Origin of the sequence: Microbacterium sp. PA5, from assembly GCF_049860775.1 — a bacterium.
Lineage (GTDB): Bacteria > Actinomycetota > Actinomycetes > Actinomycetales > Microbacteriaceae > Microbacterium.
Window position 1 is genome coordinate 504,499 of sequence record NZ_CP187567.1, and the last position, 18,098, is coordinate 522,596.

Annotated in this window: 18 protein-coding genes; 16 read left to right on the plus strand and 2 right to left on the minus strand. The window is 67.1% G+C overall.

From position 1 onward, the window contains the following. Positions 1 to 131: 131 nt before the first annotated feature. From ACPWUT_RS02285 to ACPWUT_RS02295, 3 genes are read left to right on the plus strand one after another with little or no spacing between them, the layout of a single operon-like run. Positions 132 to 1,229, plus strand: coding sequence for a glycosyltransferase (locus ACPWUT_RS02285; RefSeq protein WP_425840209.1), 1,098 nt, complete (start codon positions 132 to 134; stop codon positions 1,227 to 1,229). A 7-nt stretch (positions 1,230 to 1,236) separates the two neighbouring features. Then, positions 1,237 to 3,153, plus strand: coding sequence for a glycosyltransferase (locus tag ACPWUT_RS02290; RefSeq protein ID WP_425840212.1), 1,917 nt, complete (start codon positions 1,237 to 1,239; stop codon positions 3,151 to 3,153). Next, positions 3,150 to 4,496 (plus strand): O-antigen ligase family protein, encoded by a 1,347-nt coding sequence (locus ACPWUT_RS02295; protein WP_425840215.1) that lies wholly within the window; start codon positions 3,150 to 3,152, stop codon positions 4,494 to 4,496. The genes ACPWUT_RS02290 and ACPWUT_RS02295 overlap by 4 nt, the downstream gene beginning before the upstream one ends. Here the strand turns inward: ACPWUT_RS02295 and ACPWUT_RS02300 are convergent. Beyond that, on the minus strand, positions 4,399 to 5,679 hold the full coding sequence (locus ACPWUT_RS02300) for a lipopolysaccharide biosynthesis protein (RefSeq protein ID WP_425840218.1): 1,281 nt from the start codon (positions 5,677 to 5,679) through the stop codon (positions 4,399 to 4,401). The two genes, ACPWUT_RS02295 and ACPWUT_RS02300, sit on opposite strands and share 98 nt — an antisense overlap. A gap of 11 nt (positions 5,680 to 5,690) precedes the next feature. Then, a complete protein-coding gene (locus ACPWUT_RS02305) occupies positions 5,691 to 6,911 on the minus strand; it encodes a polysaccharide pyruvyl transferase family protein (RefSeq protein ID WP_425840221.1) in 1,221 nt (406 codons plus the stop codon). On the opposite strand from ACPWUT_RS02305, the gene ACPWUT_RS02310 reads away from it, so the two are divergent. The 13 genes from ACPWUT_RS02310 to rpmC all read left to right on the plus strand — a co-directional run bounded on the left by ACPWUT_RS02310 (position 6,859) and on the right by rpmC (position 18,036). Further along, a complete protein-coding gene (locus tag ACPWUT_RS02310; RefSeq protein ID WP_425840224.1) occupies positions 6,859 to 9,180 on the plus strand; it encodes a glycosyl hydrolase in 2,322 nt (773 codons plus the stop codon). The genes ACPWUT_RS02305 and ACPWUT_RS02310 overlap by 53 nt on opposite strands. A gap of 76 nt (positions 9,181 to 9,256) precedes the next feature. Beyond that, positions 9,257 to 11,023 carry a DUF4012 domain-containing protein gene (locus ACPWUT_RS02315; RefSeq protein WP_425840227.1) on the plus strand — a complete coding sequence of 589 codons (1,767 nt, stop codon included), beginning with the start codon at positions 9,257 to 9,259 and terminating at the stop codon, positions 11,021 to 11,023. Between the two features lie 116 nt (positions 11,024 to 11,139). Beyond that, positions 11,140 to 12,618, plus strand: coding sequence for a sugar transferase (locus ACPWUT_RS02320; RefSeq protein ID WP_425840230.1), 1,479 nt, complete (start codon positions 11,140 to 11,142; stop codon positions 12,616 to 12,618). A gap of 391 nt (positions 12,619 to 13,009) precedes the next feature. Further along, complete coding sequence (gene rpsJ, locus ACPWUT_RS02325) at positions 13,010 to 13,318, plus strand: 30S ribosomal protein S10 (RefSeq protein WP_005050520.1); 309 nt, start codon at positions 13,010 to 13,012, stop codon at positions 13,316 to 13,318. Positions 13,319 to 13,329: 11 nt separating this feature from the next. Further along, complete coding sequence (gene rplC / locus ACPWUT_RS02330) at positions 13,330 to 13,989, plus strand: 50S ribosomal protein L3 (RefSeq protein WP_284530210.1); 660 nt, start codon at positions 13,330 to 13,332, stop codon at positions 13,987 to 13,989. A 2-nt stretch (positions 13,990 to 13,991) separates the two neighbouring features. After that, positions 13,992 to 14,654, plus strand: a complete 663-nt coding sequence (gene rplD / locus ACPWUT_RS02335; RefSeq protein WP_284530212.1) for a 50S ribosomal protein L4 — start codon at positions 13,992 to 13,994, stop codon at positions 14,652 to 14,654. Beyond that, a complete protein-coding gene (rplW, locus tag ACPWUT_RS02340) occupies positions 14,651 to 14,950 on the plus strand; it encodes a 50S ribosomal protein L23 (RefSeq protein ID WP_284530213.1) in 300 nt (99 codons plus the stop codon). Before rplD ends, rplW begins: the two co-directional genes overlap by 4 nt. 24 nt (positions 14,951 to 14,974) lie before the next feature. Further along, entirely contained in the window at positions 14,975 to 15,814 is an 840-nt protein-coding gene (rplB, locus tag ACPWUT_RS02345) for a 50S ribosomal protein L2 (RefSeq protein ID WP_284530214.1), read from the plus strand. 12 nt (positions 15,815 to 15,826) lie between these two features. Continuing rightward, a complete protein-coding gene (rpsS, locus tag ACPWUT_RS02350) occupies positions 15,827 to 16,108 on the plus strand; it encodes a 30S ribosomal protein S19 (protein ID WP_018187348.1) in 282 nt (93 codons plus the stop codon). Between the two features lie 38 nt (positions 16,109 to 16,146). Continuing rightward, positions 16,147 to 16,545 (plus strand): 50S ribosomal protein L22, encoded by a 399-nt coding sequence (gene rplV, locus ACPWUT_RS02355; RefSeq protein ID WP_284530215.1) that lies wholly within the window; start codon positions 16,147 to 16,149, stop codon positions 16,543 to 16,545. Continuing rightward, the gene (gene rpsC, locus ACPWUT_RS02360; RefSeq protein ID WP_284530217.1) at positions 16,545 to 17,303 is read left to right on the plus strand and encodes a 30S ribosomal protein S3; all 759 of its coding nucleotides are present in this window, start codon (positions 16,545 to 16,547) and stop codon (positions 17,301 to 17,303) included. Before rplV ends, rpsC begins: the two co-directional genes overlap by 1 nt. Further along, the gene (gene rplP / locus ACPWUT_RS02365; protein WP_018171451.1) at positions 17,303 to 17,722 is read left to right on the plus strand and encodes a 50S ribosomal protein L16; all 420 of its coding nucleotides are present in this window, start codon (positions 17,303 to 17,305) and stop codon (positions 17,720 to 17,722) included. Before rpsC ends, rplP begins: the two co-directional genes overlap by 1 nt. Beyond that, on the plus strand, positions 17,722 to 18,036 hold the full coding sequence (rpmC, locus tag ACPWUT_RS02370; RefSeq protein ID WP_144807109.1) for a 50S ribosomal protein L29: 315 nt from the start codon (positions 17,722 to 17,724) through the stop codon (positions 18,034 to 18,036). The genes rplP and rpmC overlap by 1 nt, the downstream gene beginning before the upstream one ends. The last annotated feature ends 62 nt before the right edge of the window (positions 18,037 to 18,098 follow it).

Below are 18,098 nucleotides of genomic sequence, written 5' to 3' on the forward strand. Positions count from 1 at the left end.
GCCCCTCTTCCTTTTGCGCCGGTTGGGGGGTGGTCGGAGGTGGCTGAGTGCTCTGCGTCGCCCCGTTAGAATCGAATCATTGGAGTTGCCTGAGAGCGGATGCGAGGGCCGAGACGAGGGCGGGGATCGACGTGAGCGGCATTCTCGTCCACGAGTGGCTCTCGCCCACCGGCGGTTCCGAGAACGTCTTCGAGCAGCTCGTGCGCATCTTCCCCGGCGCCGAGCGATGGTGCCTGTGGAACGCCAGCGAAGGGCGATTCGCAGACGTGAACGAGACCTGGCTGGCCCGCACGCCGCTGCGTGGCCGCAAGGCCGCGGCCGTCCCGCTGATGCCACTGGTGTGGCGGACGATGCCCCGCAGAGAGGCCGAGTGGATCCTCACGAGTTCCCATGCGTTCGCCCACCAGGTGCGATTCGGAGGGGCGGCCTCGGACGCCCCCAAGCTCGTCTACGCACACACGCCGGCGCGCTACGTGTGGGCGCCCGAGGCGGACTCGCGTGGGCAGGGCGTCGTCGCCCGGACGGCCTCCGCGCTTCTCCGGCCGGTCGACCGTCGGCGCGCGGGCGAGGCCCATGCGATCGCTGCCAACAGCAAGTACGTGGCCGACCGGATCGCCCGCACCTGGGAGCGGGAGGCGACGGTGATCTATCCTCCCGTCGACACTGCGCGCTTCGGTCCGGAGCCGGCGCTGACGGAGGAGGAGTCCCAGCTGCTGGACGAGCTACCCGACTCCTTCGTCCTCGGCGCGTCACGGTTCGTCCCCTATAAGCGTCTGGAGGACGCCATCCGGGCTGGATCGGTCGTCGACGTTCCGGTCGTCATCGCGGGAGGCGGCCCCGACGAAGAACGGCTGCGCGCCGTCGCCGCTGAGGCGCGCGTGCCGGTGACCTTCATGATCGATCCGTCCCATGAGCTGCTCAGCGCGTTGTACCGCCGCGCCACGGTGCTCGTGTTCTCTCCCGTCGAGGACTTCGGGATCATGCCCGTCGAGGCGATGGCGGCGGGAACGCCCGTCATCGTGAATGTGCGCGGAGGCGCCGCGGAGTCCGTCGTGGACGGGCGCACCGGCGCGCACGTGGAGGGCTGGCAGGATGCCGAGCTCGCCGCGGCCGTCACACGGGCGGCAGCATCCTCGGCGGCGGCCTGTCGAGCGCGAGCGGACGAGTTCAGCACCCGGATCTTCCACCGTGAGGTGGACGCGTGGGTGAGATCCGCGGTGAAGGGATGAAGATGGCATGTCGTTCGAGCGCGAGGTCCCGATGACCATCCGAGCCCTGGTCCTGAACTGGCGGGACGCGCGCAGGACGCAGGAATGCGTCGAGGCTCTCCTCGCGGTGCCGACGATCGACCTCGTCGTCGTCGTCGACAACGAGGCGGATGGAACACTCCGAGCGCTGCTCGCGGAGCGCGATCGCGTCAGCCTGATCGAGCTCGAGGAGAACCGCGGCTTCTCCGGCGGCGTCAACGCGGGACTCGCGCTTGCCGCCGAGGCCGATTCGGTGCTGGTCATCAACAACGATGCCACGATCGATGCTGCATCCGTCGACGCGCTGGAGCGCGCGCTGGCGGCCGACCGCTCCGCGGGAGTCGTCTCGCCGAGGATCCTCAACCCCGACGGCTCGGTCCAATCGATGGGCGGTCGGGTGAGCCGGTTGTCGGGGGTCGCTCGTCAGAACACCACTCTCGGTGAGCGCATCGACTACCTCTCGTGGGCATGCGTCCTCGTGAGGTCGGAGGTTTTCTCGCGGGTGGGGATCCTCGACGAGCGGTTCTTCATGTACTGGGAGGACACGGAGTTCTCGCACCGGGTGCGGGCGGCTGGTTATGGGCTCTCGATCGTCGAGGACGCGCACGTGCACCACGAGCTGTCCGCGTCGGGATCGAGTGCGGGTCGACTGTTGGCCACGTACTACGCATGGAGCCTGCTCGCGTACGGCGACAAGCTGGGTGGACTCGCCAAGATCCGATCGCGCGTCGGATTCGCAGCACTCTTCCTCAAGCGCCTCGCCGCACGAGATCTGACCGGCGCCCGCGCGATCGCCCGCGCCCGTGGCCTGCAGGGTGCGGAGCCCGCGTGGCGGCGCAGGAGCGACGCACTGTCGCGACCCGCGGATCGAAGGGTCTACGTCAACGCCAAGTGGCTGTCGCAGTCCACGACGGGCACGCAGCGCTATGCGACGGAGGTGACGAAGCGCCTGGTGGCCGATCATGGGCGACGGATCGTCCTCGTGGTGCCGGCCGATGCGACGGTTCCCGAATGGGCCCGCGGTGCACGCATCCGCCGGTCGCGTCTGCGGGGCATGGCGTTCGAGCAGATCGCCTTGCCGCTCGCGACCGGGGGAAGGTATCTGTTGACGATGTCGGGCGCGGCTCCCCTTCTGAAATGGCGGCAGGGAATCGTCATCCACGACGCCAGCGTCTTCCGCTTCGGGGACACCTTCAGCCGCGCCTTCACGACCTGGTATCGCCTTTCGTACCGCACGGCGCCTCGGCGCGCCCGCCACATCTTCACCGTCTCGGAGTTCAGTCGGGGCGAACTCTCGCAGTTCCTCCACGTGCCCAGCGAGCGCATTATCGTCGCGCCCTGCGGAGCGGATCACTGGCTCGACGTGCGTCCGGGAGACCGCCAGGTCCCCGCAGAGCCATATGTCGTTGCCGTGGGGAGCCTCACAAAGCGCAAGAACCTCTCGCCGACTCTGCAAGCACTGGCCCGCCGAGGTGTGCCTACCGTGGTGGTCGGCGCGGGTGATCGATTGGTCTTCGGTGGCTCGGCCATGCCCGCGGATGACCGCGTGGTGACCGTCGGGCGGATCTCCGATGGCGACCTCCGTAGGCTTCTCGGCGGCGCCATCGCCATGATCTTCCCCTCCAGATACGAGGGGTTCGGGTTGCCGATCGTGGAAGCGCAGAGCGAAGGTTGCCCGGTCGTCTGCTCAACCGCGTCCTCGCTTCCGGAGGTTGCGGGGGACGGCGCCCTCTTCTTCGATGTGGATGATCCGGACGCCGCCGTGGCCCACGTCGAGTCCCTCCGGGACAACGCGGTGATCCGGGCCGACGTCGTCGAGCGCGGTCGGCGCAACGCGGATCGCTTCACGTGGTCGGCGACCAGCCGCATCATCGCGCACCACGTACTCGAGAGGCAGCAGCCGTGACAAACGCGCCACGTATCGCGCCCCTTCGCTTCAGGGACCGCCCGGTTCGCGAGCGTCTCGTTTATTGCCTCGTTGTCGCGGTCGTGGCGGCATGCGGGGCGGACCGCATCGATTTGGGGGCTGGCGCGCTCCCCGTCACCGTGACACCTTCGCTGATCCTTTACGTGCTCGCGGTCGCAGCCGCGGTAGCGGTCCTGTGGACCGCCGCGCCGCGACTCGAGAGGTTCGGGTGGTGGGGCATTTCGCTCGCCGGGACTCTGGTAATTGTGGCGGGGATCAGCGCTCTTGTCGCAGGCGCGCCGTCCCAAGGCCTCCGTCGTGTCGCGCTGCTCGCGCTCACGATCGCAGGGGTCTGGTCCGCGATCATTCTCGCCCGTCGTCTACAGCTGCTCACAGCGCTTCGAATCGGAGCGTGGGTCGCGCTGGGTGCCGGGCTTGCCCTTACCGTCGTGCAGGTGGCGAGTTGGTCGCCTGCGGTGGCCGGCGTGCCTCACTGGCTCGGTCCGCTGTATGTCACGGCTCCGACCTACGGACCGCTCGCCCCACGACCGTCAGGGCTCTCACTCGACCCCAACCGTGCGGCGTTCGGTGTCGCCGTGATGCTCTACATCCTCGTCGTGGATCCCGTCACCCGCTATCGAGGCCGGCCGCGGCTGACCTGGTTGGCGCTCGCCCTGGCGGCGCTGGTCGCTGTGCCGACGTTTTCTCGAACGGGGCTGTTCGCATGGGCGGCCGTCGTAGTCGTGGCACTCGTTCTCCTCGTACGAGAGGTGGGAGCGAAGCAGGTCGTCATCGTTGTGTCCGCCTGTGCGCTGATCGGTGTCGCGGCCGTCGCGGCGGTCCTTGTCGTCGGCCACATCGACCTCATGAGGCTGTTGCAGGAGCGGCTGTCGATCTCGCTCGATGATTCGGGCGGCCACCACTTCCTCCTGATTGGCATCGGCCTCGACACGCTGAATCAGGACATATCGCGTTGGATTACCGGAGTCGGCTTCGGGAACTCGCCCGCCTACCTCGGCGACTTTTTCGGAGGCCGCGACGACGGCAACTTTCACTCCTTCTATGTCACTTTCTTGGTGGAGATGGGAGTCATGGGACTCGCTCTCGCTCTCGCACTTACAGTTGCTCCACTGCTGAGGCGCGGTCGTCGTGTCCTGGCCATCTCAACAGTGCTGTTCTGCGTCCTCTACCAGGCTCATCTGGACGGCATCTTCTGGCTGGCGCTCGCGATCCTCTGGCTGATGCCTACGAGTGATCGGGGAGCGCACCGCGAAGGAGAAAGCGAATCGTCGCCCGAAGGTCACCGCGACGAGGAAAAAGTCGAGATATCGGAATCCGAGTAGCAGTCGTAGACGCGGCTGCGGTGACGAGGTAGCCAAGGGTTGACGCCACAGCAGCACCGACAGCGCCTAGCGATGGCCCCAAGAGCAAGAGCAGGGCCATGCCGACGGTCAGACCGCTCACTTGCGAGAGAGTCATCAACCAGCCCCGTCCCTGCGCAACCAGCACGGAGTTGAGCACGTAAGTGCTGGCCACTGCCGTAGAACCAATCAGCGCGAGGAGGGTCGGGATCACGGCTGGCGCAAACTGAGAGCCGAAGACGAAGGGCACCGCCCAGGGCGTCATGACTGCGAGCAGCAGCGACGCCAGTGTTGCTGCGACAAATCCGAAGCGGACAACCGTTGCTGAGAGATTCAGCTGGCGTTCCCTTCCGCCGGATTCGTCGGCGAGCCGTTGGAATGCCGCCGCCCCCACGGCCTGTCCGGCGGCGAAGGGAACCATAGCAACAGTGGCCGCAACGGCGTAGAACCCTGCCTCGGTGCTCCCGATGAGCGCAAGAGCGAGCGCTTGGTCCAACCGGTAGGACGCGGCCTCCGCCAGCTGGCTGCCAGCGAAGCTTGCTCCTTCCCGGAGGAGCGGGATCGGCCGGGCGCGACCACCGCGCATATCAATCCTGACCATGAGTGACGACACGATGAGCGTGACAACCGTCGACCCCACGTTGGCGGCGAGGACGAAGCCCACGGAGAGGGCGTCCACGGGCCACGCGATACCGACCGCGATCAGGAATGTCGCGCTGGGCAGCACGTTGAGCACCGAGTAGGCAACCAACCTGGACTGAGCGAGAAGAATGTTCGCGTCGCACATCCACAGGAGTGCCAGCGGTGCAGCCCCGCACCCGATGACGAATGCATGTGTTGCGTAGATGTCGACAGTGGGAAGGAGGATCGGGGCGATCAGGTAGCCCAGCGCAGCGGCGGGCAGCACCGCGGCGAGTGCGAGAATCCGAACCGTTCGCACAGCGTCACCCAGTGCGGCAGGCATCGAAGTTCGACGTCGAACGACGAGAGGAAGGCCGAAGCCGACGAGCACAGGCATCAGGGCGAGGATCGCGAGCGCAGCTGCAGAGGCGCCCCGACCATCCGGCCCTAGTGCACGCGCGACAACCGGCGCGCTGGCGAAGGCCAGCACGATCCCGACGAGACGGCTCGCGAGGACCAGGGTCGGTGAGTTGGGTAGCCGCACGATCGACTCGCTCAGCGTCCGGCGTAGGCCGCGTTAAGGACTCTCTCCGTGTTCGACCACGACAGTCGTTCCAACTCACCCGAGTGCGCTAGACGGGCGTCGTGGGGGACGCGCAGCGCCCGGGCCACGCCGTCCGCGAGGTCGGTAGCGGCGACGGGGGTGGCCGATACCTCTCCGCCCCACGACTCGAGGTACGCGCCCAGCTTGCCGATGCCTGAAAGGGGGACGAACGGGGTCCCGTAAGCCATGGAGGTTATGGCGCCGTGCAGGCTCGTTCCGACGAAGATTGACGCTCCCGCGATCGCGTCCGCAATCGTCCACACCGTGGTCGGTTCGACAACTGTGGCAGTGACTCCGTAAGCGGCGAGGTCTCCACGAACTGACTCCAGCGCTTCTCTGTCAGCGTGCGCGCCCGCTAGTCCGATCGGCAGGAGTTCAACTCTTCCGAATCGTGGGGCCACGGTGCGGAGCGCATCGGAGAAGGCCCGTCGATGCGTCCGCATCCATGCTCGGGAGGCCTGAACGACCATGACCTCGTCGTCTGCTCGGGGCGGGGCGGCGGGGTGGAGACGCGCCAGGATCGCGACACTGTCGGGCGCGAGCTCTGACTGAACGCCGATGCGTGCGAGCTGTGCGTGCCCGGCCGAGTCGCGAACGCTCGCATAGCTCGCGAGTCGAAGTGACTCGGCGACGCGTGAGCGCGTGCGCTCGTCGAGTACAGCGAGGGACGAGGCCCCGATCGCATTCAGTGCCAAGGGCATACCCCGGACCGAGTCCGCTGACGGAACATAGGGGGTCGGCCAGCTCCCGCTCAGCAGCAGCCTCCCGACAGCGTCGTAGGCCCGACTCGACAGCTTCCGCAGCGCCAAGAGGGGAATGTCGAAGGGAACCGGAGTAATGGTCGCCGCCGCCTGCCCCCATGTTGCACCGAGGATTTCGCCGCCCCCCAGGACCACGCCGGTCGGTCGCGAGGTTCTTCCGTCATACACGTCGGAGATCGACCTCGTCGGGACTGCGCCGACGGGGGAGAGGTCGGATCGCTGCGGCGCGATGTGTGTGAGATCGGGATAGCCCAATTCACGCGCAGCAAAGTCAAGCACGAGTGGAAAAAGCAGGTCGCCATAGTTGAAGCGGTCATACGCCCCGATGGAGACGACACCGAAACCGGAAGAATGAGTCATGGATGATGAAGGGGCTTCCTCGTTCGATGGTCCGGAGTGTCTGCTCAGCACGTCGTTTCAGCCTAGTCGCGCGAGATCGGGGCCCCTGGCGTTGAGCTCTTGTGGGCGCGAAGCACCACGGCTTGCTAGCCTGTCCCGGGGTCGTGATCAGTCGATGTTCTCTCGGACGGATGGCGCCGCGAGCACTCCTCCCACCACTGAACGAAGGATTCCGCGCTTCATGTCATCGACGCCTATCTCCGCCACCTCCTGGATCGGGCAACGCCTGGCACGCGCCGTGGCGACCGTTGCAGCCTCAGGCCTTCTCGTTGGCGGCCTCGTGCTCGACGCGTCGGCGACCGTGGCCTCCGCCGAGACAGCTCCGCTCGCCGCAAGTGTGCCCGCAGCCACGGTGTCGACCGTATCCCTGCCTCGCGCGGCCCGTGCCGAGGGTGCAATCGCCGACTGGACCCTGGCCGGCCCCGAGACCGTGGCCGAGGTCTGGCCCGAGGTGGGCGGCACGAAGTCCGGCAGTATCGCGCTGGGTATCGATGCACCCGTCGTTCCGTCGACGCGCACCGCGGCGTCAGTGCAGGTGCCGGTGCAGCCGGCCACCACCTACACGTTCGAAGCCTACGTCCGCGTCATGTCCAAGACCGCGAAGTCCGTCCCGGCATGGTTTGCGATCGGCGGTACGGCCATCGTCCTTCCGAAGCTCAACGCGTCGTGGAAGCTCGTGACGGGGACGTTCACCTCCGGGGCCGAGGCCAGCTCCGCCACCCTTGCGGTGCGGGTGTCGAAGGCCCTTCGCGGCCTGTCCATCGATGGGGTGAAGCTCTACGCCGCCGCTGACACGGCCAAGACGAATCTCGTCCCCAACGGTTCCTTCGAGACGGTCACGGCCAAGCGCGGAATCGTCAGCACCTCGCTCATCATGACGACGCCGACGGCCGCCGTCGCCGTCGCGCTCCCGGCCGGCCGCATCACGTGGGCCGTCACCCGCAGTGGCAAGACGATCAAGTCGGGCTCCCTGACCCGGGCGGGTGCAATCACCGCGATCTCGCTGAGCGGTGTGCCCCAGGGGTACTACACGTTCAAGGTGCGTGCCAGCGACGGCAGGCTCACCAGCACGCCGATCGCCATCGTCGACAGCCCGAATCCGTGGATCGCCCCCGACGCACGATTCGGCGTCGGGCTCCACGTCGAGAACGCCACGTACGCCGACGCGGCGCGGCACGCACGAGTCCTCGGAATCTCCGAGGTACGCAACGACATGTACTGGGGCATCATCGAGAAGACGAAGGGCGTCTACGACTTCAGTGTCTATGAGGCCCCCTTCACGCGAGCCCGCCTTCAGGGCCTCAAGATCCTCGGCATCGCCGGCTACGGGAACTCGATCTACGGTGCCTCCAACGCCTACGCCCCGCGCACCTCGGCGGCGGTCTCGGCGTATGGCAAGTACGCTGCGGCGATCGCGAAGCGGTTCAACCTCGTCGGCCTCGAGGTCTACAACGAGTTCAACCACGCCCCGAAGAACAAGTCGAACTGCACGTCGGCCGCGTGCTATCTGCCCATCCTGAAGTCGGTCAGCACCGCAGTCGGCAAGGTGAAGCCCTCGTTGCCGATCGTTGCCGGTGCGACGGCGCGCTACCCCGCCACCTGGTTCCGTGACCTCTGGAAGAAGGGCGGCCTCAGGTACGCCGATGCCATGAGCTTCCACCCGTACGAGATCACCGGCAAGCCCGAGGGGCTGGCGAGTATCGTCACCACCGCTCGCAAGAGCATGAAGACCTACGGTGGCACGACCAAGCCGGTATGGATCACCGAGCTTGGCACATCCTCCCGGACCGGCAACCGCACGACGACGGAACAGGCGTCGCTTCTCGTGCGTGCAGCGATCTCCGGCTTCTCGACGGGCGCGCGGAAGTACTACTGGTACGACCTCATCAACGACACTCCGAGGCTGACGGACCAGGAAGGCAACTTCGGCCTGTACTCGCACCCCACCGCGGCGCTCGCCGCTGTCGCGCCCAAGCCGGCCGCGTTCGCGCAGGCGCTGACGATCACCCAGCTCGGCGGTCGTGCCTTCCGGGCGAATGAGAAGCTCGGCACGGGCGTCGTCTCGACGGCTTTCGGCACCTCGACCAACCTGGTGCGCGTCGTGTGGGCGCCGACGGGAACGAAGACCGCCACGATCAGGACATCGAAGCCGGTGGTCGTGGTCGACTTCACGGGCGCGAAGCGCACGGTGAAGCCGAAGAACGGCGTCGTGAAGATCGCGGTCACCAAGAATCCCGTGTTCGTCCGCAGCGGATCGGCCACCGCCGGAGTCACGCGCTGACCCGCACCCCGCCTCGCCCGCGCCCCTCTCAGACAGCCGTCAGGGAGGGGCGCGGACGTTTGCTTAGGATGAGAGCATGACCTTGCCGACGCGCCGCGAGGCCCGAGAAGAACAGCGTCGGTCGGCAGAGCCGACCGAGCGCCCGCGCCGTCGACGGCTCCTTCTATGGATCGGCATCCCGGTGCTGATCCTCGTCGCGCTCGTCGGCTGGCTCGGCTTCAAGGCGCTCACGGTGAAGGGATCGCTGGAAGCCGCGCAGGCGTCGCTGCAGCAGGCCCAGGACGGTGGCGACATCGCCGCCGCGATCGACGTCGTCTCCCGCGAGGCGGGCACGGCCGCCTCGGCGGCCAACGACCCGATCTGGCGCGCCGCGGAGGTGTTCCCGTGGGTGGGCGACAACCTGCGAGGAGTGCGGGTCGCCTCGGAAGCGCTGGACGTGGTCGCCAATGACATCGGCAAGCCCGTCCTCGACATGCAGGGCGACGGTGAAGGCAAGCTGCTCGCGCGGGCGCTGCCGATCATCGAGTCGGGAGCGACGTCCCTCGCGCCGCTGACTGCCGAGCTCGCGTCGCTCGCCTCGAACGAGGCGCTCATCGGCCCTGTGAAGGGCGGCGTCGTACAGATCAGCGACGTGCTGTCGGGCGTGCAGCCGGTCCTCGATCTCCTCCCCGGACTTCTGGGGGCGGACGGCGCGAAGAATTACCTGCTCGTCTTCCAGAACAACGCAGAATCACTGCCGCTCGGCGGGTCCGCCGCATCGGAGACCATGATCCGCGCCGACGCGGGAGACCTTGAGATCACCGGGCAGGCGAGCAGCGGCACCTTCGACGCCGACCGGCGCGACATCGGCATCGAGATCTCCGAGCCGCTGCGGAACCTCTGGGGCAACAACTACGGCGTGCGCGTGAACATGTCGACGACGCGGCCGGACTGGCCGTCGGCGGCGCAGATGGTCGCCGCGTTCTGGAACCGCACGGTCGACGACACCCGCATCGACGGGGCGATCTCCATCGATCCCATCGCCCTATCGAGGATTCTCGTCGCCACCGGCCCGGTGACGGTGCCGGGTCCGGACGGCGAGTTCCAGCTCGACAGCGCGAATGCGCTCGAGGTGCTGCTGAGCAAGTCCTACGCCTGGTGGGATGCCTACACACCCGAGGGTGCTGTCGCGTCCGATGCCTTCTTCGCGGCTGTCGCCTCGAAGGTCTTCGAAGCGGTGTCGTCGGGGAGCATGAACCTGAAGGACATGGCCTGGGCCGTCAACGAGAGCATCTCGCAGGGCAGCATCATGGCGTGGATGTCCGATCCTGCACAGCAGTCCCTCATCGAGGAATCCGGCAAGCTGTCCGGCATCCTGCCGACGGACAACACGACCGAGACGGCGATGGGCGTGTACTTCCGTGACGCGTCCGCCTCGAAGATCGACTACTACCTGAACACCGCCATCGACGCCTCGATGACGTGCGCGGACGGCGTCACTAGGGTGACGGCGAAGGCGACGATGAAGCTGGACATCACGCAGGAGGCCGCTGAGGCTCTTCCCGCCTACGTGCAAAGCTTCCGCAACGGCAGCGAGTACTACTCCAAGCACGTCTTCGTCTACGCTCCTCCCGGCATGGAGGTCGAGAGCATGCGGGTAGAGGGCGACTGGGTCAAGCCGTTCCGCGAGGGGAACATGGATCTCGGTCGTGTCGTCGCGCCCTTCGAGAGCAGGATGCCCCCCGGGAGCACGGTGACCGTCGAGGTGACGTTCATCGGGTCCGGTGACTTCGGACCGCTGAGCGTGCGATCGAACCCCATGGTGAAGCCCACCCAGGTTGCCATCACCGACGAATGCAATTAATGACGGTCGAGGGTGGTTCTCTCATTCGGATGAAGTCGGGTTAGATTGTTGGGGAATCTGCTGAGAGTTCGGGGTGAACTCTCGGTGTACACATCCGACGTTGAGGCGAAGAGCGAGTGGCGATCACCGGGGCTCAGGCGAACTGGCGGGCACGCCTCATCCCCGCACGCCGGTCCTCTCGCGACTGGCCGCGCCGGTACGGCTCCTGGCTGATCGTCAGCGACGTGGCCGTGGTGGTCGCCACGCTGGCGGTCTATCGCCTCGTCGCCATCCCCCCGGGTCCGACCCGGATGGCGTGGTCCTCGGAGGGGCCGTTCCTCTCCTACACCTTCGGACTGATCATCACCGCCGCCCTGTGGCTGGCCGCGCTGGCCCTCTTCGAGACGCGTGAACGGCACATCGTCGGCAGCGGCCCGAACGAGTACCGACGGGTGGCCAACGCGTCGTTCGCCCTCTTCGCGCTCCTGGTGTCGATCTGCTTCTTCTTCCAGATCGACGCTGCTCGGACCCTCTTCCTCGTGGCCCTGCCGATCGGCACCCTCGTGCTGATCTTCTCGCGATGGGCGTGGCGGCAGTGGCTGCGCACGCAGCAGCGCGGCCGGAAGTACGTGTACCGCACGGTGGTGATGGCCGAGCCCGGGAAGGCCGCCCACGTCATCGAGTCCATCGACCGCTCGCCGGGCACGGGCTTCGACGTCGTGGGAGTCGTCACCAGCCGGCAGGGGGATGCGATCGGCAGGGTGCCGATCCTGGGCGGGTTCTCGGACGCTGTGCGCGCCATCGACCTCGTCGACGCCGACACCCTCATCATCGCGGGGGCCGACGAGCTCGATCCGCGCACCATGCGCCGGATCGGCTGGGAGGTCGCCGACCGCGACGTCGACCTCGTGGTGGCCCCGGCGCTCACCGACGTCGCCGGTCCCCGCATCCACGCGACCCCGGCCGCCGGGCTTCCGTTCATCCACGTCGAGTTCCCGCGGCTGGAAGGATTCCGCCGGTTCGCCAAGCGGGCGTTCGACCTCGTCGCGTCCTTCCTGCTGATCGCCATCCTCTCGCCCATCATGATCGCCACGGCGATCGCGGTGCGCGTGGACTCGCGCGGGCCCATCTTCTACCGCCAGGTGCGGATCGGCCGCGGCGGTCGCGAGTTCGGCATGATCAAGTTCCGCTCGATGAACGCGGACGCCGACGATCAGCTCGCAAGCCTCCTGGACCTGCAGGGCACGAGCGACCAGCCGCTCTTCAAGGTGACCGACGATCCGCGCATCACGCGGGTCGGCCGCTTCCTGCGCAAGCACTCGATCGACGAGCTGCCGCAGCTGTTCAACGTGCTGACGGGCGACATGAGCCTCGTCGGCCCGCGGCCGCAGCGGGAAGGGGAGGTGGCGCTCTACGATGACGCCGCCCATCGCCGGCTGCTGGTGAAGCCCGGTATGAGCGGGCTCTGGCAGGTCAGCGGCCGCTCTGCGCTCAGCTGGGACGACGCCGTGCGCCTCGACCTCTACTACGTCGAGAACTGGTCATTCGTGCAGGACATCCAGATCCTGTTCCGCACATTCAGGGCCGTGCTCGCTCCCGGGGAGAGCGCGCACTGAGAAACGGCCGTGCGCGACACGCCCGAGTTTGCGACACGCCCGGGCGGCACGTAGACTAGTCAGGTTCCACATTCTTGCGTGCGCGCGTCAGCGCCGCGCAGGATCACTGCCAGGGCAGTGCATAGGCGGCGCCTCCTCTCCGAGGGCATGGTGCAGGGTCCTAGGCCGCGGGCAGCAGAACAACACATCCGACTCCTCACCTGGAAACAGGTTCCGCATGCGTGCGGGGAGAAGGACTGACATCAGAACAGCGGTGCAGCATCCCTCGACACGATCGGGAACCGGCCGGAAGGCAGGTGCCCGGACTCCGAGGACGAAGTACCCGGCGTAACCGCGCCACGTGCGTCCAATGCCCTCGAGGTACGACGCGAGAAAAGAGAGTGAGCAGACAATGGCGGGACAGAAGATCCGCATTCGCCTGAAGTCGTATGACCACGAGGTCATCGACACGTCGGCGCGAAAGATCGTCGACACCGTGACCCGTGCGGGCGCGACTGTCGTGGGCCCCGTGCCCCTTCCGACCGAGAAGAACGTCGTGTGCGTCATCCGGTCGCCCCACAAGTACAAGGACAGCCGCGAGCACTTCGAGATGCGCACCCACAAGCGTCTGATCGACATCATCGACCCGACGCCCAAGGCCGTCGACTCCCTGATGCGCCTCGACCTGCCGGCCGACGTCAACATCGAGATCAAGCTCTGAGGACGACGACCATGGCACACATCAACGAGAAGATTTCGAAGGGTCTGCTGGGCACCAAGCTCGGCATGACCCAGGTTTGGGACGAGAACGGCAAGCTCGTTCCCGTCACCGTCATCGAGGTCGCGCCGAACGTGGTCACCCAGGTTCGCACGCCCGAGAAGGACGGCTACAACGCGGTCCAGATCGCCTACGGGCAGATCGACCCGCGCAAGGTGAACAAGCCGCTGACGGCCCACTTCGAGGCCGCCGGTGTCACCCCGCGCCGCCACCTCACCGAGGTGCGCACGGCGGATGCCGCTGACTACTCACTCGGTCAGGAGCTCACCGTCGACGCCACCTTCGAGGCCGGCCAGCTGATCGACGTCGTCGGCACCAGCAAGGGCAAGGGCACCGCGGGTGTCATGAAGCGCCACAACTTCAAGGGCGTCTCCGCCTCGCACGGTGCGCACCGCAACCACCGCAAGCCCGGCTCGATCGGCGCCTCGTCGACCCCCAGCCGCGTCTTCAAGGGCATGCGCATGGCCGGCCGTATGGGTGGCGAGCGCGTGACCGTCCTCAACCTCACGGTGCACGCCGTCGACGCCGAGAAGGGTCTGCTGCTCGTCAAGGGCGCCGTCCCCGGTGCGCGCGGCCGCATCGTCTACGTCCGCAACGCAGTGAAGGGTGCCTGATCATGGCTGACTCGACTCTCGCGCTCGACGTCCACAGCGCCAGCGGAAAGAAGGCCGGTTCGGTCGAGCTTCCCGCCTCGCTGTTCGACGTCAAGACGAACATCCCGCTCATCCACCAGGTCGTCGTCGCGCAGCTCGCGGCGGCTCGCCAGGGCACCCACTCGACCAAGCGTCGCGGTGAGGTCTCCGGCGCCGGCCGCAAGCCCTTCAAGCAGAAGGGCACGGGTAACGCCCGTCAGGGCTCGATCCGCGCGCCGCACATGACCGGTGGTGGCATCGTCCACGGCCCGAAGCCGCGCGACTACTCGCAGCGCACCCCCAAGAAGATGATCGCGGCGGCCCTGCTGGGCTCGCTCAGCGACCGTGCTCGCGGTGGCCGTCTGCACATCGTCGACTCCTTCGGCATCGAGGGCGCGCCCTCGACCAAGGCGGCCGCGGCGGTCCTGACCGGCCTGTCCGCCGTCAAGAACGTCCTGGTCGTCATCGACCGCGACGACGAGCTCACGATCAAGAGCGTGCGCAACCTCGCGTACGTCCACGTGCTGCCCGTCGGCCAGCTCAACGCCTACGACGTGCTCGTCTCGGACGACATCGTCTTCACCAAGGCCGCCTACGACGCGTTCGTCGCTGCGAAGGCCGGCGCCACCGAGGAGGTCTCGGCATGACCGCCGTCAACAAGGACCCGCGCGACATCATCCTGAAGCCGGTCGTCTCCGAGAAGAGCTACGGGCTCATCGACGAGGGCAAGTACACGTTCCTCGTGGACCCCCGCGCGACCAAGACCGAGATCAAGCTCGCCATCGAGAAGATCTTCGGCGTCAAGGTCGCCGCGGTGAACACCATCAACCGCGTGGGCAAGGCCCGTCGCACCCGCTTCGGCATGGGCAAGCGCAAGGACACCAAGCGCGCCATCGTCACGCTGAAGTCGGGCACCATCGACATCTTCACGGCAGTCGGCTGACGGTCGGGATAGAGGACAACCAACATGGCTATTCGCAAGTACAAGCCCACGACCCCGGGTCGTCGCGGTTCGTCGGTGGCTGACTTCGCCGAGATCACGCGATCGACGCCGGAGAAGTCGCTGCTGCGCCCCCTGTCCAAGACCGGTGGCCGCAACAACCAGGGTCGCATCACCACGCGTCACATCGGTGGCGGCCACAAGCGCCAGTACCGCGTCATCGACTTCCGTCGCAACGACAAGGACGGCGTCAACGCCAAGGTCGCTCACATCGAGTACGACCCCAACCGCACCGCGCGCATCGCGCTCCTGCACTACTTCGACGGCGAGAAGCGCTACATCCTCGCGCCGAACAAGCTGCAGCAGGGCGATGTCGTCGAGTCGGGTGCCGGCGCGGACATCAAGCCGGGCAACAACCTGCCGCTGCGCAACATCCCCACCGGTACGGTCATCCACGCGATCGAGCTCCGTCCCGGCGGCGGCGCCAAGCTCGCCCGCTCGGCCGGCACCTCGGTGCGCCTGGTCGCGAAGGACGGCCCCTACGCCCAGCTGCGTCTGCCCTCCGGCGAGATCCGCAACGTCGATGCGCGCTGCCGCGCGACGATCGGCGAGGTCGGCAACGCCGAGCAGTCGAACATCAACTGGGGCAAGGCCGGCCGCAAGCGCTGGAAGGGCGTCCGCCCGACCGTCCGCGGTGTCGCGATGAACCCGGTCGACCACCCGCACGGTGGTGGTGAGGGCAAGACGTCCGGTGGACGTCACCCCGTCTCTCCTTGGGGCCAGGCTGAGGGTCGCACCCGCCACGCCAACAAGGAAAGCGACAAGTACATCGTCCGTCGTCGCAACGCCGGCAAGAAGCGCAAGTAGGAGTAGAGGAAGATGCCTCGCAGCCTTAAGAAGGGCCCCTTCGTCGACGAGCACCTGCTTCGCAAGGTCGTCTCGCAGAACGAAGCCGGTACCAAGAACGTCATCAAGACCTGGTCGCGCCGTTCGATGATCATCCCCGCCATGCTGGGACACACCATCGCCGTGCACGACGGACGCAAGCACATCCCCGTGTTCGTGTCCGAGACCATGGTCGGCCACAAGCTGGGCGAGTTCGCGCCCACCCGCACCTTCCGCGGCCACGAGAAGGACGACAAGAAGGGTCGCCGCCGCTGACGCGGGGGCGCTCCAGAGAGGACTAGAGGAGGAGAGACATGGTGGAATCCATCGCACGCGTGAAGCACATCCGCGTGACCCCTCAGAAGGCTCGTCGTGTCGTCGCGCTCATCAAGGGCAAGCAAGCTCAGGAGGCTCTCGCCATCCTGAAGTTCGCGCCCCAGGGTGCCAGCGAGCCGATCTACAAGCTCGTCGCCGCAGCGGTCGCCAACGCCCGCGTGAAGGCGGACAAGGACGGCGAGTACCTGGACGAGCAGGACCTGTACGTGAAGAACGCGTACGTGGACGAGGGCACGACGCTCAAGCGTTTCCAGCCCCGCGCCCAGGGCCGCGCCTTCCAGATCAAGAAGCGCACGAGCCACATCACGATCGAGCTGGCGACTCCCGAGGTCGCCGAGGCTCCGGCCGCGACCACGACCAAGAAGGCGAGCAAGTAATGGGACAGAAGGTCAACCCGTACGGCTTCCGCCTCGGCATCACCACGGACCACGTGTCGCGCTGGTTCTCCGACTCGACGAAGCCGGGCCAGCGTTACGCCGACTACGTGGCCGAGGACATCAAGATCCGCAAGCTCCTGCAGACGCAGCTGGACCGCGCCGGCGTGAGCGGGATCGAGATCGAGCGCACGCGTGACCGCGTTCGCGTCGACATCCACACCGCCCGCCCGGGCATCGTCATCGGCCGCCGCGGCGCCGAGGCCGAGCGCATCCGCGCCGACCTCGAGAAGCTCACCGGCAAGCAGATCCAGCTGAACATCCTCGAGGTCAAGAACCCCGAGGCCGACGCTCAGCTCGTCGCGCAGGGCATCGCCGAGCAGCTGTCTGCTCGTGTCGCCTTCCGTCGCGCGATGCGCAAGGGTCTGCAGGGCGCCCAGCGCGCCGGTGCCAAGGGCATCCGCATCCAGGTCTCCGGCCGCCTCGGCGGCGCCGAGATGAGCCGCTCGGAGTTCTACCGCGAGGGCCGTGTGCCCCTGCACACGCTCCGCGCGAACATCGACTACGGCTTCTACGAGGCCAAGACCACCTTCGGCCGCATCGGCGTGAAGGTCTGGATCTACAAGGGCGACCTCACCAACAAGGAGCTCGCTCGCGAGCAGGCCAACGCCCCGAAGTCCCGCGGTCGCGACGACCGCGGTGGCGACCGTCGCCGTGGCCCGCGCAGCGAGGCCCCCGTCGCAGAAGGAGCGTCTGCCTGATGCTTATCCCCCGCAAGGTCAAGTACCGCAAGCAGCACCACCCGGGCCGCTCGGGCCAGGCCACCGGTGGCACCAAGGTGTCGTTCGGTGAGTTCGGCATCCAGGCGCTCACGCCGGCCTACGTGACCAACCGTCAGATCGAGTCCGCTCGTATCGCGATGACCCGTCACATCAAGCGTGGTGGAAAGGTGTGGATCAACATCTACCCCGACCGCCCGCTCACCAAGAAGCCCGCCGAGACCCGCATGGGTTCCGGTAAGGGCTCGCCCGAGTGGTGGGTCGCCAACGTCAAGCCGGGCCGCGTCCTCTTCGAGGTCGCGGGTGTCAACGAGGAACTCGCTCGTGAGGCACTGACCCGTGCAATCCACAAGCTGCCTCTCAAGGCACGCATCATCAAGCGCGAGGAGGGCGACGCGTAATGGCCGTCGGCACCAAGACGCTCGCCCCGAGCGAGCTCGACACGTTCGAAGACCAGCGCCTCGTCGAGGAGCTGCGCAAGGCCAAGGAAGAGCTGTTCAACCTGCGCTTCCAGTCGGCCACCGGCCAGCTCGAGAGCCACGGCCGCATCCGTGCGGTCAAGCGCGACATCGCGCGGCTCTACACCGTGATCCGTGAGCGCGAGCTCGGCATCCGTGCCACGCCCGCGCCGGTGGAGGTCGCGACGAAGGCGAAGAAGACCAAGGCCAAGAAGGCGGACGCCGCCGACGAGGCCGCGAAGGAAGAGGCCGAGTGATGGCTGAGACTGAGAAGAAGGCGCCCGCCAAGAAGGCGCCGGCCAAGAAGCCTGCCGCCGCC